Consider the following 18,314-nt stretch of genomic DNA (forward strand, 5'->3'; position numbering starts at 1 on the left):
GCACCGCCAAAGGTCGACGATGCAATAGGCTATCGCTAGCTAGCAACAGGCCTCCCGGCGCGACTAGGCCAGGGCGCGACCACTCGCCCGCCTCGCACCCAGAACGACCTCGTCCACCGTCTCCCGCAATCGGGTGCTCCAGCAATTTTTCTCCACAAACTCGTGGAAGTCTCCTTCAGGGGGGCGCCCAGCTTCCAGAACTTGATCGACCTTCGCGATGAACTGGTCGTGCGATTCTGCGACGTGCACCCAGGAAGGCGAGGAGTCGATATTGGGAACCGAGGTTGCCACGACAGGCACAGCACATGAGGCATACACGTATAATTTTAGCGGGTTCATCGACCGTGTCAACTGGTTGAATTCGTGTGGGATTATTGCGACGTCGAACAAATCAATCCAGGATCGAATCTCTTGATAGGGAACAACACCCACGAACAACACGTTGGGGAGATCTAGCTGGTCAAGGATCTCAGCCCCCGTATGGGTCGATCCTATAAGCAATATCTGGTCATCGGGCTTCTCGCGGGCAAGGCGCGAGATCAGGCGAACGTCCAGCTTGGACTCAAGGTTTCCGACGTAGCCGATTTTTCGCCGTGCCGACGATGCGACAGCTCCATAGGTCCCGGACTCGGGCCTCCTGCGTGGCATTCGGTTGTCGCATCCATTCGGAATCATTCGAGCACCCGGCTCGAGCGAGCTCATCGATTCCTGCACTGACGAGCAGTTCGTCAGCACAACATCGGAACGGCCCAGCACCTCCCTATATTGCTTCGTGAGGCTTTTCACCACAAGCGGCCCGAGTCCCGGCCAAGCTCGGTGATCATCTACCACGTCCGCAACGACGAATGACGGACGGAACCGATCGATGGTGGAACTCGCGCAGTAGGTTATCGGATAGAACCAGAAACACGCCTGGCTTATATCCAACTCGGCGCGATCAAACGCTCGCTCAAGAAATTCCAGATAGTCACCCTCAAGCGAGCGACCACGCGCTCCTCCCCGAGCCGAATAGACACTCTCGCGAAACACAAAGACATCGCGAAAAACCTTGCCCTGGTCCTCCAGCCCCATTCGCTTGCGGTAGGTCCCAGTATAGATGTGCGCATTGTGGTTGCGGCCAGATGCGAGCTGCGCCGATGCCTCGAGCGCATCAAATCCGACGGGCTCGTCGAGGATCAATACCCGTCGCACATCAGAGCGGCTTGCGAGGTACTCAGCAACCATATCCACGCGGCGACCATATATGCCGGTGTCGTTCTGCTTCCAGAAGATAACGATGTCGACTCCATCGCTAGCCTCAGCACCTCGTCGACCGCATGGCCTCCCACGCCTATCTCCGCCAGGGCCAAGCGTGGCCAGCCACCGATGGGGCGCGCGTACCCGAGCAGTCCATATCGCGGCCTCCAGCGCTCGTGCCGCTGCAGGGTAGCTGTCGGTTTCCACCGCGCTCGCGCATGAATCAGCCGATGCTCCTGGATCGAGACCGCGCTGGCTCAGCATTTCGGAAAGGACATCGAGGCGGATTGGCGTCGCGGTACCGCGCTGGATGCATTGCCCATGATCCTTGGTAGGGGCGGCAAGCAGCCAAGCTCCTCGCGTGACCGCATCAAGCACCTCCTCCCGCACCGTTCGCCAAATGGCTGCCAGTTCTGGCGAGTCGGAAAGGTAGATGATCGAGCTTGCATTGATCTCAGCTCCGGCATCATCCATCGTGCAGAAACTGATCTGGTCACGTCCCGGAATCGATCCGGAACAGGGTGGACCGGTCATCGCGACCACGACCACCTTGGTCACCGCTCCGGACATCAGGAGCGACACCGAGCTCGCAAGCTCATCGATGTCATGCGGGGTGCCAAGGAGAACGATCGATCCGCACGCGGCGACGAGCGGCCACCGGCGATCAGCGTGCACTCCGACATGTCTCCCGTCCTCGCAGGACGCATCGGGCACACGGAGCCATCCGTGCCCCAGCTGGCTCTCGGCGCACGAGCTGATCACCACGTCGGCACCCCTAGGCGCCCCATTCCGCGCGTGATCGCCGGACTCGCCCTTCGCGTGACCTGGTCCGTTATCGGAGGCAGCGCCAACGCGATCAAGCACTAGAGGACAACCGGTCATCTCCTTCAACGCGTGGCCCAGCGCCATGGGCAGCGGTCCCCCGCCACAGGCGATCACGGCATCCGGGGACGAACGGGAGGCAATGCGCTCGGCCGCCTCCCGCATGTCGTCGGTGCTGTCGATCACGAGAGGCACGACCGGCTCCCGAATCCCCATCAGTGCGGCGAATCGCAGGCGCTTGCTTGCGCGATGGTTCAACCGGACCTGGACTACCACCTCTACGGATCCAGCGAGCAATCCAGCCAGATAGTCCGCTCGGCGTGAGTGCGCAGGAGTGTCATCGGAGCAGACCAGGACCAACTGGCCCACTGCATCCTCCCGGCCCGCGAGCCGGGGCGCGCGGCGTGGTCGGGGCAACGCGCCGCTCTCTCCCGCGGTCGGGGCAGATCTGGCGCGTCCTTCCTGCGCGCCGCGAGCAAGGTAGTGGATGAGGGGATCCACGCCCGCGGCAGCAACGTCGGGGTTGTGCTCCAGGTACCAGTCGGGATCGAAGTCCCCGCGGAGCCGCAGCAACCAGTACTGCGGTGTCATCCTTCGCCACGATCTCCTCAGGGCACCCGGCGATGGCACCGTCCATCGGCTCCTGGCAGTACACCAGAGCCGGTCGATTCGATGTCGGCAACTATGCATTATCGAGGATCGACCTGAGCATGTGCGCGCTGCTGGCACCACCGAAACTGTTGACGAACGGGACACGCACCCTTCGTTGCCAGCCTGATCGAAAATCGGGACTAGCCGGGATGGACGCGACAACCGTCGAAGCAACGGTTGCATCCGCACCGATGGCGATTCCTTGATCAATGAGCTCCCGCGCCATCGAGTCCCGGAGCGCCACTACTGGCGTTCCGGCGCAGATCGCGTCCAGGTAGGGATCAGGCGGCCACGCGCTACTGTTCTCGAATACATCGGATTCGAGAAAGACGACGTCTGCTGCCTCGATTATCCCCGATGCCTCCGCCGACGACCTGAAGGAGTATCCGGTGATGCTCTCCCAGGAAGCTGCGGGATGCTCGGCCTCCGCGCCGGCCTCCGCCGCGACGACGATATGCACGACATTGATCTGCTCCTCGCGTGAGGCAAGCCGGTAGAGCTGCTCGACGTGATGCGTCAATGCAGGCGAGTTCGAGAAGACCGCGACCAGCTTCACCGCATCGGGGACCCCTAGCCGCGTTCTCGCACTGTCGCGAGTTTCGCTATTGGTGGGCTCGTCCAGGTCGCGAAGGCGGGGAAGCGCGATCGTGATGGCTTCCTCGCTATAAATTTGCTGGGCCGTGCCAGGCCTCCCTGGCGCTTGAGGCTCGAGCACAAGGATGCGCCCGGGGTTCAGCATCCTCAGCTCATGGACCAGATCAGGCGATGCGGGTTCCCCGCATACGACCACGACCTGGCCAGCACCCTCGATGCTCGCGGCATCGCGTGCCTGCTCGACTACGACAACATTAGAAAAGGTCCTCTCGAGAACCAGTCGCACAACTGCGTCCGACCAGGACTTCGATGCCGCCCGATCCGGAAGGACCGCGACTGCGGTGATATCGAGCGGGGGCAGGAACGGCAGGGGTGAGACCTGTCCGAGTTCCTCGCCGTCCATCTGATCGAGCAGCGCCGCCGTGGTGCCGACAGGCTCCCGGCCCTCCTGCATCCCGTAGCGGACAAAGTGCACGAGCGGATTCATGCCGCTCGATCGGACATCAGGATAGGCAGCAAGATAGTGCTCGGTGGAGAAACCCGGACCAGGATCCCGTTTCTCGTCGGAGCCGAATCGCAGGTAGTGCTCGATGGCATCGTATCCGCTCATGGCCACGTCCGAGTACGTACGGAGGTACCACCGTGTATCGAACCATGGTGCGTTGCGCAGGGTTCGACGATCCTTCGCCAGTCTTACATCAGCAAGCCGCACAACGCTCCGGGCGGCCCGGCGAACGTGATTCCTGGCCGAAGTGGTGGGTCGTGCCGGCGTATGAACACGTGCTCGCAGTTCGGCTACCTCGGCACGCAGCTCAGCGACTTCCCGGTCCAGCGCCAGCATTGACTCGTAGAGATACTCCGGCGCGTACTGTGCTTCGGCCTCCTGCTCAGCTGGAACACGCATCAGATCGCTTCGGTCATCCCGGTTTCGCATTCGAGTATCCTTCTCTCACCTCACGGTGCACCACGAGCTAGGGACCCGGCACAGTTCCAGCCCCTAACCCGATCTCCATTATCAAGCAGTTCTAAGCATGGTCATGCGCTCGTGACTTTCCCGACCAGGGAAGGCAGGTACCTTACCTTTCGCTGCACAAAGGACTGCAAGACATTTGGATCTATTCTCTCCTCGGCCCACCAAACAATCCTGCGCGCGAAGTTCTCCCACTCGGTGGCAATGGTGGGGTAATTCAAATTGTGAACAATTGCCGATCGTGTGCACCAAAGGGCATCAAAGAGCGCCAGGCGCCGAGCATCCGATATTCGGGTGATGCGATCACGATCCGGCGCGGTCATGTGGGTGCACACTGGCTTGTCGATCGCTGCAATCGTTCGCGCCGCAACGACGCTATGCCAATGAAACTGAACATCATTGTGCACAACCGTCGGACCGAAAAATATACTTTCATCATGCATGAACTGAGTCCGGATCAGCCTGTTCCACGGATAGTTGATGAGGGAGGCCGAGAGACTTCGCGCGCGTTCGGTCGACTTGCAATAAGGAAGCTCGGTGAAGACCTTCGCGTCCCCGGAGTGCATGTCCCCTGACGATTCCGGTTCGCTCCCGCTCAACTGGTATGGCGCGAACATGAGATCCACACCGAGACGCATCGCTCGCTGGACCATGTGGACTAGTGCGCTGGCATCGATGTGGTCATCAGCATCCATGAAGTAGGTATAGCGACCAACGCACAACGGGATCGCACTGTTCCTGGCCCGACCTGCCCCTTTGTTTGACTGCACGTAGAGGTGCACGTTCGAATATGCCGATTCATAGCGCTTGCATATGCCTCGGGATCCATCGGTCGAACCGTCGTCGACAAGAATCAGATTGAACGTTATTCCACGAATCGCGAGCACCGACCCGATCAGGCGATCAAGATACGGCGCAGCATTGAAAATGGGTATGACGATAGTGAGGTCCAGCGGCCCGTAGGCTCGCTCCAAGGAGGCAAAGGAATCATTTCTCGCCGAGGAAATTTTGCTCGGTGGACGAATCTGCGCGACCCTTGCGTATGCCGTCCACAGCTGCTTTCTGATGATGTTTGCAGTCGCTTCGTCTGGCTGACGGGTTGCGATCCACGATGTACGCATGCAGAATCCAAAGAACTGGTCAAGCACAGCCTGGGAATGAATGCCTTCGCGGAGCATCCGCTGCCCAATGGTATTGGCGTGCATCGCAATTCCTGCAAGCTTGTACTCCGACGATCCCATGGTTTGCCCTGCGCGCTGCACTCGATGGTGCGCCACCACCCGGTCGACCAGTATGACCGTTGTCGCTACGGTCAGGACGTGCCAATGCAGGACGTTGTCCTCATAGAAGTAGTCACCCTCGGGGTAGTAGATGCCTCCCGCTTGCATCATGGTGGTGCGATAGATCTTTCGCCACGGAACCGGAGACAGCCGGAGGATCTCCGGGTGCGACTGCACCGAAATGGCCTTGCCGATGGGTAGCTTCTTCCAGTGAGGCTTGTCGTACGCTTCCTGGTGGGGGTCATCGCCGCCCGCCACGGTCGTGAAGTCCGCGATCGCGACATCCGCTTGGCCGCGCTCTATCGCAGAGACGAGCGTCTCGAAGGCATCGGGCTCGAGCCAATCATCGCTGTCGACAAACATCAAGTACTTGCCGCTAGCTTGTCGGATTCCGACATTGCTGGGGATACCCGCGCCGCCAAGCGTGTTCACGGGCAAGTAGGATACCCGGATTCTCGGATCGAACTCCCTGTAATGCTGGATTATCGCCCTGCTGCAGTCGGTCGAGCGATCATCAACAATGATCAGCTCGAAGTCCGTGAATGTCTGCGAGAGAACTGATAGCAGTGCCTGGTCCAGATATGCTCCCACATTGTAAACAGGCATGACCACGGAGAGCATCGGATTGCTTCCTTGCAAGTCCCTGCCGTTCATTCAATCATCTCCGATCTGCGATTCCGATTGTTCATCAACCTGCGGCAAGGAAACGCACGGACAGGTGAACGGATATATTTCGGCCTAGGTTGCTGTAATGGGATGGGTGCATGTGAGCCTCGAATCTCATTACTACCTGAGGTTTCCTTTGGGGATACTTGCGGCGCCGCTCGCTGAGGCCTTGACTGCCGATTCCCCGCATCCTATCGCATGGTCAGTCATCGACGGCGCCATCGGCGGCGGCGGTTGCGTGGTGCGACCCGCATGCGTGCCCATCCTGCCGAAGGTCGATTTGTCCATATATATCGGAAGGTCGCCGAGGAGATGTAGCGTGTCGCTTCGCATGCCTAGGCGATTTGCCAGCGGCGCTCGCGCCTGGCGCCTGGGTCGCGCACGGCAAGGGATGCATACTGGAACTAGCTGCTCAATCGCTCGTAGCAGTCGGCATGCGCGCCAGCGCGGGAAATTTCGTGACTTGCATATTCGCGGCAATTCGTCGTGGAATTGAGAGGATTGCATGCAGCCAAAGCTCGGCCAGGCCGATCATCCGACCATCCTCTGGCTCGCGCATAGTGGGTCACCTACCGGCGGTGGCGAGTTGTCCCTGGTGGCGTCCGTGCAGGTCTTGGCGTCCCGCGGATTCGACGTCGTGGTGGTCGTTCCGACCGATGAGGGACTGGGCGCGCTGATCGAGCAGGCGGGCGGCACGGTGCTAGTGGTCCGCTACGGGTGGTGGGTGCGACAGGCCCCGTCGAGTCGTCGCGGCGTGCTCGACTCGATGCGGTCGGTCGCGGTCATTCGCGGCGTGATCGAGCGCCGCGGCGTTGACCTGGTGGTCTCGAATTCGGTGGTGGTCCCCTGGGCTGCCCTCGCCGCGCGCTTGGCTGGTGCGAATCATGTCTGGTTCATCAGGGAATTCGGGTTTCTCGATCATGGCTACCGGTACTTCCTGGGAGAGCGGATCGTCCATCGTCTCGTCGCGCGCGATTCCTCGTTGATCGTGGCGAATTCGGAGGCACTAGCGCGTTTTCTCCGAGATCGAGGCGCGACGAGCACCTCGGTCCGGGTCGTCCATCCACTGGTCCAGAGGCCGATCCGGAGCGCTTCCAAGTCCCCCCGAATGCTTGGGAGCCCTCTTCGACTACTCATGGTCGGCGTGATCTCGGAGGGCAAGGGACAGCTGGACGTGGTGTCCGCGATCGCTTCCCTGCAGGGATACCAGCATGCACCTGTGGAGCTTGTGCTGGTCGGGCATGCGTCCCCGGTGATGAAGAGAAGGATCCTCGACCTCACTGAGGCACTGCACCTGCCTTCCGGCCTCGTGCGCTTCGAGGGTTTCCAGCCAGATCCGATCCCCTACATGCATGATGCGGACGTCTTCATCATGGCTTCGCGATGCGAGGCTTTCGGGCGGGTCACCGTGGAAGCAATGGCATGTGGGCTACCGGTCATCGGCGCTCGTAGCGGCGGTACCCCCGGTCTCGTGGAGGACGGAGTCACTGGCTTGTTGTACGAGCCGGGCTGCATTGCAGGGCTAGCGCGGTCGATCGAGCAACTGGCTGCTGATCCGGGATTGCGATCGCGCATGGGGACGGCTGGGCGGACAGCATATGAGCGTCGGTTCAGCCCGGAGCGTTGCTCGACTGATCTCGTCGCAGCGATCAATGATGCGCGTCAGCCACCACGAGGAAGTGGCGCATCCGCATGGTTTGTCTTGGTGGCTCTGGGATCGCTGATGAATGGCGTGGTAGCCGCGAAACGCGTGAAGCGTGCGCTCGAGCGAGGCGTGCGCCGTATTGCCTTGAGCATTTCCCGCCGTGATCCCGCCACCTTGTTCGCGTGGTCGGGCGAGCGGCGCGGCAAGTCAACGCTGGACGGTTCGCGCCGCTTGTCGGTGATCGTCCCGGTCTTCGGTGATTGGGATTCGTTGCAGCACAATATCGCGTCGGTGTGCGGGGACCTGGCGGGCAATCCGGCCTGCGACGTCTACTACGTCAATGATTGCGGTCCGCAGGCCGATGAGCTGGAGCGCCGGATCCTCGCGGCGATCGAGGGCATCGACAATGTGCACTATGCGCGGAATCCTCGGAACCTAGGTTTTGTGGGCAACTGCAACAATGCTGCGCTGAACCTCGTGGACCAGGCGAGCGATGTGCTACTGCTCAATTCCGATACGATCGTCACCTCCGGTTTCGCCGAGGAGATGCAGCGTGTCCTCTATGCGGAAGGCATGCGGTTCGGCGCGGTGACGTCGCGGAGCAATGCGGCGACGATCTTCTCGGTGCCGATGAATGAGCAGTTGCCGATGGAGCAGGCGTACGTGCATTACCTTGACGTCGTCGATGGGCTACCGCAATGGTACGAGGCTCCGGTGGCGCATGGTTTCTGCATGATGATCCGCCGCGAGGTGATCCGCGAGCTCGGGTTGTTCGATGAGGCCTACGGCAAGGGCTACGGCGAGGAGAATGATTTCTGCATGCGAATCCGCCGACAGGGCTGGCGGTGCGCGGTGGCTAATCGGTCGTTCGTGTTTCATTTCCGGGCGCGCAGCTTCACGCCAAAGACGCGGGATGTCCAGGTCTCGGCGAACGAGAAGATCCTTGATTCCCGCTACCCGGAGTACCGGCAGCTGGTTCGGCAATACAAGGAGTCGGTGACCGAGCCCGCGCTTCGCTGATTCGCTTCTCTGCTACCGGAGCCGCCGGATCGTTCCGAGGACGCGGCGCGCCGCGTGTTCCCGCCTCGACCCCTGCGGCGTGATCGCCTCGCGCGCTCCCGGCATCGCATTGAACATCATCACGGTGGAATCCATCAGGTTCCCCACCGTCCCAGGGATGACCGCGGCGCCTCGCTGCGTGCCCTGCTGGTTCTTGCCCGATCGGGAGGGACGCCGAATACTCGCCCGTGCCAGCTCGACCAGCGCCTCCGCGGTCCGTGCCCACGAATGCGCGGCGGCCTGCTCGCGGAGCCGATCGATCAGGTCGTCCCGCGCGGTCTTGTCCCCGAGCAGCTCCATTGCGATCCCCGCGACCTGGGCCGCATCGAGAACGTCGATGGTGGGGATCCCGCGGGGAAGCACCTCGTCGAGCGAGCCCGACCTAGTGGACAGCACTGGTACACCGTGCTGGGCCGCCTCGAACGGGATCAGCCCGAAGCCTTCCGACAAGGTGGGGTACAGCACCAGTCCGGTGTTCTGGTATAGCCAGGCCTTGTGCTCCTCGGGGAAGGAGCCGAGGGTGACCACTGAGCCTGGTGTTGCTGCTAGCCCAGCGAGCAACTGGCGTTCCTCCGCCAGTGTCGAACCGTGCGCCGGGCTCGCTCCGCACAGCACCAGTTGCCCACCAAATCCCCGCTCCCGCATCTGCTGGTGCACGGCGATCGCGAAGGGCCGGTTCTTGTGGAGGTACGCCGAGCCCAGGACCAGCACATAGCCTGGCTCGATTTCGTCTAGCCCCGGTGGCCGCGATGCCGGCGCCTCCGGCACGATGACGTGGCCGGTGCCGCTGCCCACGACGCTGTGGGGCACGTCCTCGTCGAGCAGTCCCTCGGCGCGCGCGCCCGCGACGACATGGCCGCTGAGGAACCCGATCGCGTCGGAGCCACGAAACATCGCCCGCGTGGCATCCCGGTACTGGTGCCACTCCTCGCCCGTGCCGAAGTAGGCGGAAATGTCGTGAGCGATCAGGTCCAGGCACGTGACCACCACGCGGTGCGCGACCCCCCGCAGCACGTCGAGCTCCCGCTGATGCTGCACCTGGTAGGGGCGGATAATGACGTGTGCCTTGCTGGCGCTGTCGACGCCGCCGCGCGGCATGGTCCGCAGCTCCAGGTCCGGGACGTCCTTGGTGGCGTCGCGCGCGTACTGCGGTACGAGTCGCTGCGTGTAGAGGGTCACCCGAGCCACGCCAGGGTGCCTGGCCAGCGCCGTCGTGGTGGCGAGCACGTTCACCTGGGTGCCGGCGACCCGCGCCCCGAGGCAGGTTCCGTCCACCGCGATGTGCAATCCCTCGAGCGCCACGCGGGCGGTGAGAAGCGCCGCGGCGAGCATCGATCCCTCGTCGCTGGCAAGCTCGCGCACCCACGGGTGGTAGAAGGGGTAGCGCTGCGCGATGATGCGCTCGTGGCCGGCCTGCAACTGCCGCTTGCGGGGCGACTCACCGAAGCTCGCTCCGCCGCGGTGATAGATGAAGACATCATCGGCCACGACATGCTGGAGACCGTGCGCGAGAGCGCGCTGGCAGAAGTCGACCTCCTCGCCGTATCCGGGCGAGAACTCCTCATCGAACCCGCCCACTACATCGAGCGCGCGCCGGGTGATGTAGAGGCAGTGGCCGACGCCTGTAGGCAACCGGGGCCAGGTCCGGGCAGCTGCCCGAGCGACGAGGATCGCGGCCTCGCGGGGATCGTGGCCGCCGGGGATGGTGGATGCCGGCTTGCCGTCGGCGCTGACCGAGGCGATGGTGCCGTGATTGGTCAGGGCAGTGGCTGTCGCGATGGTGGAGCTCGCCCTGGCTGCCGACTGGAGGCGCGGCAGCCACTCCGGGCCGACGATGGTGTCGGAGTTGAGGATCACCACGTCCCGCCCGCGGGCGATGTCGAACGCGTTGTTCGCCGAGCGCACGAAGCCGAGGTTCTTCGCCTGGCGCAGCACCACCACCGCGTGGGCCGCTCCTAGGCGCTGCATGAGCCCTTCGAGTACTGTCACCACGCGCTCATCCGGGCTCGCGTCATCGATCACGAGCAGCGGCGTGCGCGGATCGGTCTCGCGCAGGAATGACTCGTAGCAGCGCACGACATCGTCATACGAGCCGTGCACGGCGATCATCACGACCGGCTCGTCACCGCCCGGCAATGCGTTCCGTGCCTCGCCGGCATCGCTGGTGATGGTGAGGATCACTCCACTGCCCTCGCGGGGGCACGGCTGTCGATCACCGTGATCCACGGATCTAGCGCGACCACTCCCCCGTCCGGGCAGTCGCGCGCGATCGTGAACCGCACGGCCTGCTTGCGCTCGTGCAGCACCTGCCCCTGCCCTGCCAGCACGGCAAGGTCCGCGTGATACTTCCCTGTGGCCAGCGGCAGCGCGGGGAAATCAATCCGCACGGTCGTGCGGCCATCGAGCTCGGGCAGGAATACGCCTCGCTGGGTGGTCGTGGAAGCGTGCGCGAGGGTGCCGTCCGCCTTGCGCAGCTCGATCCGCATCGCCCAGTCCGCGAGCACCCGCTCGCTCGTGATGTCGCACTCGAGCGCCATGGGGGATCCACTCGCGAACGTTGCTGCCGGAGCACCGTCGGGGCCAAGGGCGCGGACGGCCGCGATCGACACATCGGTGCGCTGCTTGCCGGCGCGCTGCTGCCCGGCGGGCTGGCGCTGCGTCTCGCGGAAGCGCGCCACCACATCCTTCGGGTTGCCCTCGGCCACTACATCGCCCTTGATGAGCAGGATGGCGCGGTCGCACCATTTCTCCACCTGGTCGAGCGAATGAGTCACGAGCACGATTGTCTTGCCCTGATCCTGGAACAGCTTGATGCGATCCCGGCATTTGCGCTGGAACGCCTCATCGCCCACCGAGAGGACCTCGTCGATGATGAGGATGTCCGGATCGACATGGACAGCGACCGCGAACGCGAGCCGCACATACATCCCGGAGGAATAGAACTTGACCGGAGTATCGATGAACTTCTCGATCTCGGAGAACGCCACGATGGCCTCGAAATGCTGATCGATCTCCTTGCGGGTGAGCCCCAGGATCGAAGCATTGAGGTAGACGTTCTCGCGGCCCGTGAGATCGGGGTGGAAACCGGCACCGAGATTGAGCAGCGCGGCGACACGGCCCGTGCGCTCGACATAGCCCGTGGTGGACGTGATGATGCCAGTGATCATCTGCAGCAAGGTGCTCTTGCCCGAGCCATTCGGCCCGATCAGGCCAATGGTGTGCCCGGATGCGATCTCGAGGTTGACGTCGCGCAGGGCCCAGAACTGCTCGGCATGGGAACGGCCGCGGCCGCGCTTGAGCACGCGCTCCTTGAGCGACTTGTCCTTGCGGATGGTGAACCGCTTCGACAGGTCCACCGTGCGGATCACGATATCGTCGGCCATCACAGCTCCTGCGCGAAATTGCCCTGCAAGCGGGCGAAGATCCGCTGCGACACCCACAGCAGCACCAGCGAGACCCCGAGCGCGAGCAGCAACCGCGGGTACAGGCCGTCACCGAAGCCATAATCGACGCCCTGGGGCCAGAAGAACGCGCGGAACGCATAGATGACAGGCACCATCGGATTGAGCAGGTACAGCTGGTAGAGCCAACTGGGGAGCGCGCGCTCCACCATGCTGATGTCATAGATGATCGGCGTGAGCCAGAACCACGGCATCATGATGACCGTGACAAAATGCTGGACATCGCGCAGGTAAACGTTCACCGCGGCGAGGAACATGCCCAGCGCGAGGCCGAAGACCACGACCGTGAGCAATCCCAGGACCGGGAGAGCGAATCGTGCCGGATCCGGCCAGATGCCGCTGAGCACTCCCGCGAGCACCACGCCCCCGAGCAGGATCACCAGGTAATAGGCGAAGTTGACGATCGCAGCGCCCGTGGTGGACAGGGGGAACAGCTCCCGCGGGAAGTACACCTTCTTCACCAGTGCCGCATTGGTCACGATCGATGCCGTGGTTGATTGCAGGATCTCCGCAAAGAACGCCCAGACCGCGAGGCCGCAGAAGATGAACAGCCCGAAGTAGGGAATGCCGCCCGCGCGCAGGATCTGGCCCACGACGAGCCAATAGACAGCGAGCTGCACGAGGGGGATCTGCAAGCTCCACAGGAACCCGAGGAACGAGTTCTTGTGCTTGACCGTGACTTGCTTGCGGACGAGGTTACCGAGCAGCTCCCGGTAGCGCCACACCTCGCGCGCCGACCTGCCGAAGCCCAGCAGAAACGATTGCGGCGCATTCACCCGCGTCAGCCGGCTAGGAGCGACCTGCTGATCTATCGGTGCGGGCATGGATCCCCTCCGGGAGCATCGAGAAGCAGGGCTGGAGGCCAGACTATCAACCAGGGCGGCCTGGACCGATTCCGAGCGGAGCAGCCTGGATCCATGCCTTGTGGCTGTCAGCAGTTCGCGTGGCCAGCCCGTGGACATGCATGCGATATCATGGCGGATCGCTCGTAATCCGGCCCTCGGGCACGAGTTTCTTGTCGGACTGGCTGGGAAGGGTGGGGCGCGTGATGCGGGAACCAGTGAGCAAGTGGCTCGATCTAGTGCGGCGCGGCACCACAGGCCATGCACCGCGCGGAGTAGCACTGGACCCGGCGACGGGCCTGTCCGCGGTCATTCGCACGTTCCGGGGGCCGTTCCTCGCCGATGGGTCCCCGATCGATTCGGCCTGGGCGGTCGCCAGCGTCACGGATGGCACTTTGACGACGTCAACAGTGGTGCGGAGTCCCATCCCGTCGCGCTCCGAGGACCTTGCTATCGCCCGCATGACCGCCCGTGCCGGGCTGGACTGCTTCGCGCACCTCTACGGATTGGCCAGCTCGACCGGCCGAGGGCTTGCTGTTCATGCGCATGACCCCCTGCTGCTCTCGCTGCTACATGGCGCTTCAGCATCCTTCCCCGGCTGCGAGGTCTCCGGCACATTCGCCCGGAGCGCGGTGCGGGCCAGCCTGAGCCGAGCCGCGGCGCTCACGGAGCAGCAGCTCCTCGCCCACCAGGCATCGCTTGCCGAGCGCCATGAGCGCCAGCGAGCACCACTGCTAGTCTGCACCGATGCTTCCTTGCGTCGCGGCCGACGGGGCGCGGGAATCGCCGTGATGAACGCCGAGGGCAAGCACGTCACCAAGTACCTCCCTGCCGTATCCGATGTCTTCCTCGCCGAGCTCGCCGCGATACAGCTCGCGATCACGACGCATCAGGGGCCGCGGCCACTGCGCATCCTCAGCGATAGCAAGCCAGCCGTAGCCGCGATCAATGACCCCGGCAATGCTCCGGAACGCGCCCGCTCGCTCGTCGATCGCATCAACGCCAAGCGGCAAGGGCGACAGATCGAGATCCAATGGGTCAAGGGCCACGCTGGCCACGATCTCAACGAGGCAGCGGACCGGCTCGCCGTAGCAACGCGCCGGTACCGCAGCGCGGGCCTCACCGGCCCCGGGCACGAGATCATCACCAGCAACATCGTCGGTGAATGGCGGCAATCCAGCATGGGGCTCGCCCGCTAGCAGCGGAAGAACGAGCCCTTCTCCACCAATCAGCGAAAACCGCCCTCGCTCACCACATAGGCTGCCGAGAGATCACCAGCACGCCATGCCGCTGGAGCCGCGCCCGCCAGCTCAAGCGGAACTCGACACGGGAGCACGCATGCACGCACCACGCCGCCTCGTCACCCTCACCGCCGCGATCGCCACGGCCGTACTGGCTCTCGGCGGCGCCGCCTGCGGCAGCACCAACGACGACACCGCTGGGGACACGAGCAGCGGGTCGAGCACCAGTACCGGTGATTCCGCGGTCCGCGAGACCGAGACCACCACCTACGAGTTCACCGTCGCCGATGGTGCCCGCACCGACGGCTCCTCCCAGGTGGAGATCCCGCTCGGCACGTCCATCGCGCTCACCGTCACCGCCGACACCGCCGACGAGGTCCACGTCCACGGCTACGACCTCACGGCCAGCACCGTTCCCGGGGAGCCCGCCACCATCGAGTTCATCGCCGACCTCCCCGGCGTGTTCGAGGTCGAGATGCACGATTCGGGAACAGTGATCACCCAGCTACGGGTCACCGGGTGAGCCAGAAGCCCGACCGCCCCTAGAACGTCCTGGCCGCACGCATCCGCCAGCTGCGACCGTCGGGGTCGATCATGGCCTCGTAGAGGGGCGCCGCGAGCGCGGCCTGCCATGGGGATAGCGATGCGGCCTGGTGCGGCCGGAGCCGCCCGGGCGGGCGGGAACCACGCTCGCCGTCGTGGTGCCATTTCTCGAGCTGCTGCGCGGAGCGGCGGACCGCGTCGAAGAATCGCAGCGGATCGATGAGGTCGGCGATATCGTGCGGGTCGCGGTCGAGGTGCTCGACGGCGAGCTCGAGCCTGAGGTCCCTCGCGGCGATGCGGGCGCCCTCGCCGGTCCCGGCCGGATCCATGGGAGTCCTGGGATCGCGGCTAGCGTCGACGAATGCCGCGGTCAGCTCGGAGTCGTAGGTCCAGGATCGATGGTTGAGGTTGCCGCTGCCCACGCAGGCCCACACATCGTCGACGACGCACACCTTGGCATGGACGTATACGGGCGCAGACTCGTGGTTCTCCACATCCACGACGATCACGCGATCCGGGGCGGCCCGGCGCAGCGCGCGCAATGCTGCCCCATGCCCGAGCAGCGCGGGAATGGAGCGCATGGGGCTGCGCTCGTACACCAGTCGCGGCACAACGATCACCATGCGCAGCCGGGCATTGCGGCGCAGTGCCGTGGCGAATACCTCCGCCACATCGCGCGACCACAGGTATTGCTCCTCCACGTAGACCAGTGACCGGGCCCGCCGCAGCGCCTTCTCGTACGCATGCGCGATCGAGCGCTCGCCGTCCCTCGCGAACGGGAACGGCGGCACGCGGGTGGGATACGTGCACAGCACCTGCACCGCGCAGGAGCCGACCGGGCGTGGTTCCGCCCTCGCCTCGGGCAGCACGCTCGGCTCTCGGTCGCGCTGCGGCTCCTGCTCGTCGCTCAGCGCTACCCAGGGCGGCTCATCCAGGGCTGATGGGTCCTCCCAGCGTTCCCGGAACACCATCTCGACGTCCGCTACCGCGGGGCCGCGGACCTCGAGCTGGGCATCATGCCAGGGCTCGACCTCATCGCCGCGCACCAGCGGGTCGCCGGTATGCCCGCCATCGTCACGCCGGGTCCGCGCCAGATCAACGCCGCCAACGAATGCCACATCGTCGATCCCGGGGCGGGCGAAGCGCACCACCACGAACTTCTGGTGATGGCTGCCAAAAGGCCGCACCCGATGATCGAGCAACACCTCCCCGCCGGCCCCGTTCACCCGTTCCACCAAGGCCCGGTTCTGCGGCCCCGAGAATCCCAGCGGCTCGACGTGCGAGCGCCACATCAACCCGCGCACGATCACGCCCCGGCGCGCCGCCCCGGCCAGCGCATCGCCGATCGTCGGGCCGCCGTCGAGCAGCACCTGATCGGCATCGCCCCGCCACGCCGAGAAGAGCACCATGTCGCCACGCCGTGTCGCCGCGAGGGCCCGCGCGAGCCGCTCGAAGTACCGGCGGCCATCGATGAGCGGCACCGCCACGTTTCCCTGCGACCACCCACGCACTCGTGTCCAGGGATTGCCACGCTCTGGCCCGGATAGCAGCCACCGCTCCGCGACCGGATCGACCCGCACGCGCAACCCCCTTGTCCTGCGTCGTCATTGCTCACGCTAGCTGCCCGCCTGCCGACCGGGGCGCAGGAGGCCACCAAAAACCTGATGCGCTGCCCCTTCCCCGGCCAATAGAATCAGCATCATGCGTCATCGATGTTGATCCTCGCGCAGCGGCGCTGGACCCGGCATTGCCACGCGGGCGCGGGCACGAGCCCCTCCCGCGATCTGTCATGCCAGCCGGTCCCCGCCAATCCCTCCTCCTGAGGATCCCGCCATGCCCGCACCGTCCATCCGTGCTGCTGCCCCGCGCAGGCTCGTCACGACGCTCTTCACCTACCTTTTCCTGCAGGACTTCATCCTGCTCTACCCGTTCTACGCGCTCCTGTTCGCCGATACCGGACTGAGCGTCACGCAGATAACCTGGCTCTTCGTAGCCGGTGCGGCCACGGTGATCGTGTTCGAGGTGCCCTCCGGGGCGCTCGCCGACCTGCTCCCGCGCCGCTGGCTCATCGCCGCCGCTCCCCTGTTCGCCGGGCTCGCGTTCGCCCTATGGGTCATCGCGCCGTCGTTCTGGATGTTCCTGCTCGGCTTCATCCTGTGGGGCTTTGGCGGCACCCTCTCCTCCGGCGCGCTCGAGGCGCTCGTCTATACCGAGCTCGAGCAGCACGGGACCGCGGGCCGCTACGCAGCCGTGATGGGGAACGCCCAGGCGCTCGGCGTGATCGCTGTGGGCGCGAGCACCCTTCTCGCGATTCCAGCGATGCACGTCGGTGGCTACACCCTCGTCGCCATCGCTAGCGTCGTCGCGTGCCTCGCCTGCTCCCTCGCCGGCCTCGCCATGCCCGAGACAAGGCACGCCGCGGCTCCCGTGCTGCCCGATGATGCCGGTGAACCGCTCGGCACCGGCTACTTCGGAACCATCCTCACCGGCATCCGCGAGGTCCGCGCCGATCATCGGCTCATCGCGATCATCGGGCTCGTTGCGATCATCCCGGCCGTGTGGGAGTCCCTCGAGGAGTTCGTACCATTGCTCGCGGACGAGCATGGTGTGAGCACCGTCGATGTGCCGTGGGTGGTCTTCGCCATCTGGGCCGGCGTAGGCCTCGGCAGCGCCCTCACCGGCAGGTTCAGCGGCCTCACCGCGCGCGGCACTGCCACGATGCTGGCCGCGAGCACGCTCGTCTGCGCGGGTGGCGCGCTGCTCGGCGGGCCCGTCGGCTGGATCGCGATGGGTATCTCGTTCGGCGGCTTCCAGATCACCAGCGTCCTCGCCGACGCCTGGATGCAGCATCGCATCCGCGGCACGAGCCGGGCCACCATCACATCCTTGGCAGGAGTCGCGAGCGAGATGCTGGCGATCCTGGTGCTGCTCGCCTACGCGGGGGTACAGCCGCTCGCTAGCCACGCCGGTGCATTCGCTCTGCTGCTGCTCGTCCCGTACCTCGTCGCGGCAGTGCTGCTGTGGCGGTCGGGCGGGAGGCGCACTTCCGCTGGTGCCGCAGCGCGATCGTGAAGGTGTGGCCACGTGGGAGGTGGCGCAGGTTTCACGATCGGGTGGGGCGTTCGGGCGGCGGGCGGCCCGCGCGTGCTGACGCGCTGGCGCTGGCGTGCGGGCCCCGGCCCCGGCCCCGGCCCCGGAAGTGTGCGGTTTTGCACCCTCCCGAGCGGCCTGGGTTCAAGGGGTGGTCGCAACACCTTCTAGCAGAAGAGGTGTTGCGCATGGATGCACGTCGCGGCCGTCCACG

General features: G+C 64.6%; 11 protein-coding genes. 4 read left to right on the forward strand and 7 right to left on the reverse strand.

Features of this window, described 5'->3' with window-relative positions:
* Positions 1-63 precede the first annotated feature (63 nt).
* The 3 genes from QC765_RS02080 to QC765_RS02090 all read right to left on the reverse strand — a co-directional run bounded on the left by QC765_RS02080 (position 64) and on the right by QC765_RS02090 (position 6,174).
* Complete coding sequence (locus tag QC765_RS02080) at positions 64-2,253, reverse strand: glycosyltransferase (RefSeq protein ID WP_278312751.1); 2,190 nt, start codon at positions 2,251-2,253, stop codon at positions 64-66.
* Between the two features lie 487 nt (positions 2,254-2,740).
* The gene (locus QC765_RS02085) at positions 2,741-3,913 is read right to left on the reverse strand and encodes a hypothetical protein (protein WP_278312752.1); all 1,173 of its coding nucleotides are present in this window, start codon (positions 3,911-3,913) and stop codon (positions 2,741-2,743) included.
* 425 nt (positions 3,914-4,338) lie between these two features.
* Positions 4,339-6,174: a glycosyltransferase family 2 protein gene (locus tag QC765_RS02090; protein ID WP_278312753.1), complete on the reverse strand. Its 1,836-nt coding sequence runs from the start codon at positions 6,172-6,174 to the stop codon at positions 4,339-4,341.
* A 550-nt stretch (positions 6,175-6,724) separates the two neighbouring features.
* Between QC765_RS02090 and QC765_RS02095 the strand changes: the two genes are divergently transcribed.
* Entirely contained in the window at positions 6,725-8,884 is a 2,160-nt protein-coding gene (locus tag QC765_RS02095) for a glycosyltransferase (RefSeq protein WP_278312754.1), read from the forward strand.
* A gap of 12 nt (positions 8,885-8,896) precedes the next feature.
* On the opposite strand, the gene QC765_RS02100 is transcribed toward QC765_RS02095, so the two are convergent.
* From QC765_RS02100 to QC765_RS02110, 3 genes are read right to left on the reverse strand one after another with little or no spacing between them, the layout of a single operon-like run.
* Positions 8,897-11,104 (reverse strand): glycosyltransferase, encoded by a 2,208-nt coding sequence (locus tag QC765_RS02100; protein WP_278312755.1) that lies wholly within the window; start codon positions 11,102-11,104, stop codon positions 8,897-8,899.
* Positions 11,101-12,306, reverse strand: a complete 1,206-nt coding sequence (locus tag QC765_RS02105) for an ABC transporter ATP-binding protein (protein WP_278312756.1) — start codon at positions 12,304-12,306, stop codon at positions 11,101-11,103. The genes QC765_RS02100 and QC765_RS02105 overlap by 4 nt, the downstream gene beginning before the upstream one ends.
* A complete protein-coding gene (locus QC765_RS02110; RefSeq protein WP_278312757.1) occupies positions 12,306-13,208 on the reverse strand; it encodes an ABC transporter permease in 903 nt (300 codons plus the stop codon). The genes QC765_RS02105 and QC765_RS02110 overlap by 1 nt, the downstream gene beginning before the upstream one ends.
* A gap of 236 nt (positions 13,209-13,444) precedes the next feature.
* On the opposite strand from QC765_RS02110, the gene QC765_RS02115 reads away from it, so the two are divergent.
* Positions 13,445-14,425, forward strand: coding sequence for a ribonuclease H family protein (locus QC765_RS02115; protein ID WP_278312758.1), 981 nt, complete (start codon positions 13,445-13,447; stop codon positions 14,423-14,425).
* A gap of 139 nt (positions 14,426-14,564) precedes the next feature.
* On the forward strand, positions 14,565-14,990 hold the full coding sequence (locus QC765_RS02120; protein WP_278312759.1) for a cupredoxin domain-containing protein: 426 nt from the start codon (positions 14,565-14,567) through the stop codon (positions 14,988-14,990).
* 19 nt (positions 14,991-15,009) lie between these two features.
* Here QC765_RS02120 and QC765_RS02125 read toward each other — a convergent pair whose 3' ends face one another.
* Entirely contained in the window at positions 15,010-16,590 is a 1,581-nt protein-coding gene (locus QC765_RS02125) for a phospholipase D-like domain-containing protein (protein WP_278312760.1), read from the reverse strand.
* 253 nt (positions 16,591-16,843) lie between these two features.
* Here QC765_RS02125 and QC765_RS02130 point away from each other — a divergent pair, with 253 nt between their 5' ends.
* Positions 16,844-18,082, forward strand: a complete 1,239-nt coding sequence (locus QC765_RS02130) for an MFS transporter (RefSeq protein ID WP_278312761.1) — start codon at positions 16,844-16,846, stop codon at positions 18,080-18,082.
* Positions 18,083-18,314 lie beyond the last annotated feature (232 nt).

The sequence above is a fragment of the Hoyosella levis genome (genome assembly GCF_026008515.1).
Taxonomy (GTDB): domain Bacteria; phylum Actinomycetota; class Actinomycetes; order Mycobacteriales; family Mycobacteriaceae; genus Lolliginicoccus; species Lolliginicoccus levis.

What these genes read in the sequence shown, in the direction of transcription:
- QC765_RS02085 (WP_278312752.1), bottom strand. Translation starts at nt 3,913, where the DNA reads ATGAGCGGATACGATGCCATCGAGCACTACCTGCGATTCGGCTCCGAC.
- QC765_RS02090 (WP_278312753.1), bottom strand. Translation starts at nt 6,174, where the DNA reads ATGCTCTCCGTGGTCATGCCTGTTTACAATGTGGGAGCATATCTGGAC.
- QC765_RS02095 (WP_278312754.1), top strand. Translation starts at nt 6,725, where the DNA reads ATGCAGCCAAAGCTCGGCCAGGCCGATCATCCGACCATCCTCTGGCTC.
- QC765_RS02105 (WP_278312756.1), bottom strand. Translation starts at nt 12,306, where the DNA reads ATGGCCGACGATATCGTGATCCGCACGGTGGACCTGTCGAAGCGGTTC.
- QC765_RS02110 (WP_278312757.1), bottom strand. Translation starts at nt 13,208, where the DNA reads ATGCCCGCACCGATAGATCAGCAGGTCGCTCCTAGCCGGCTGACGCGG.
- QC765_RS02120 (WP_278312759.1), top strand. Translation starts at nt 14,565, where the DNA reads ATGCACGCACCACGCCGCCTCGTCACCCTCACCGCCGCGATCGCCACG.
- QC765_RS02130 (WP_278312761.1), top strand. Translation starts at nt 16,844, where the DNA reads ATGCCCGCACCGTCCATCCGTGCTGCTGCCCCGCGCAGGCTCGTCACG.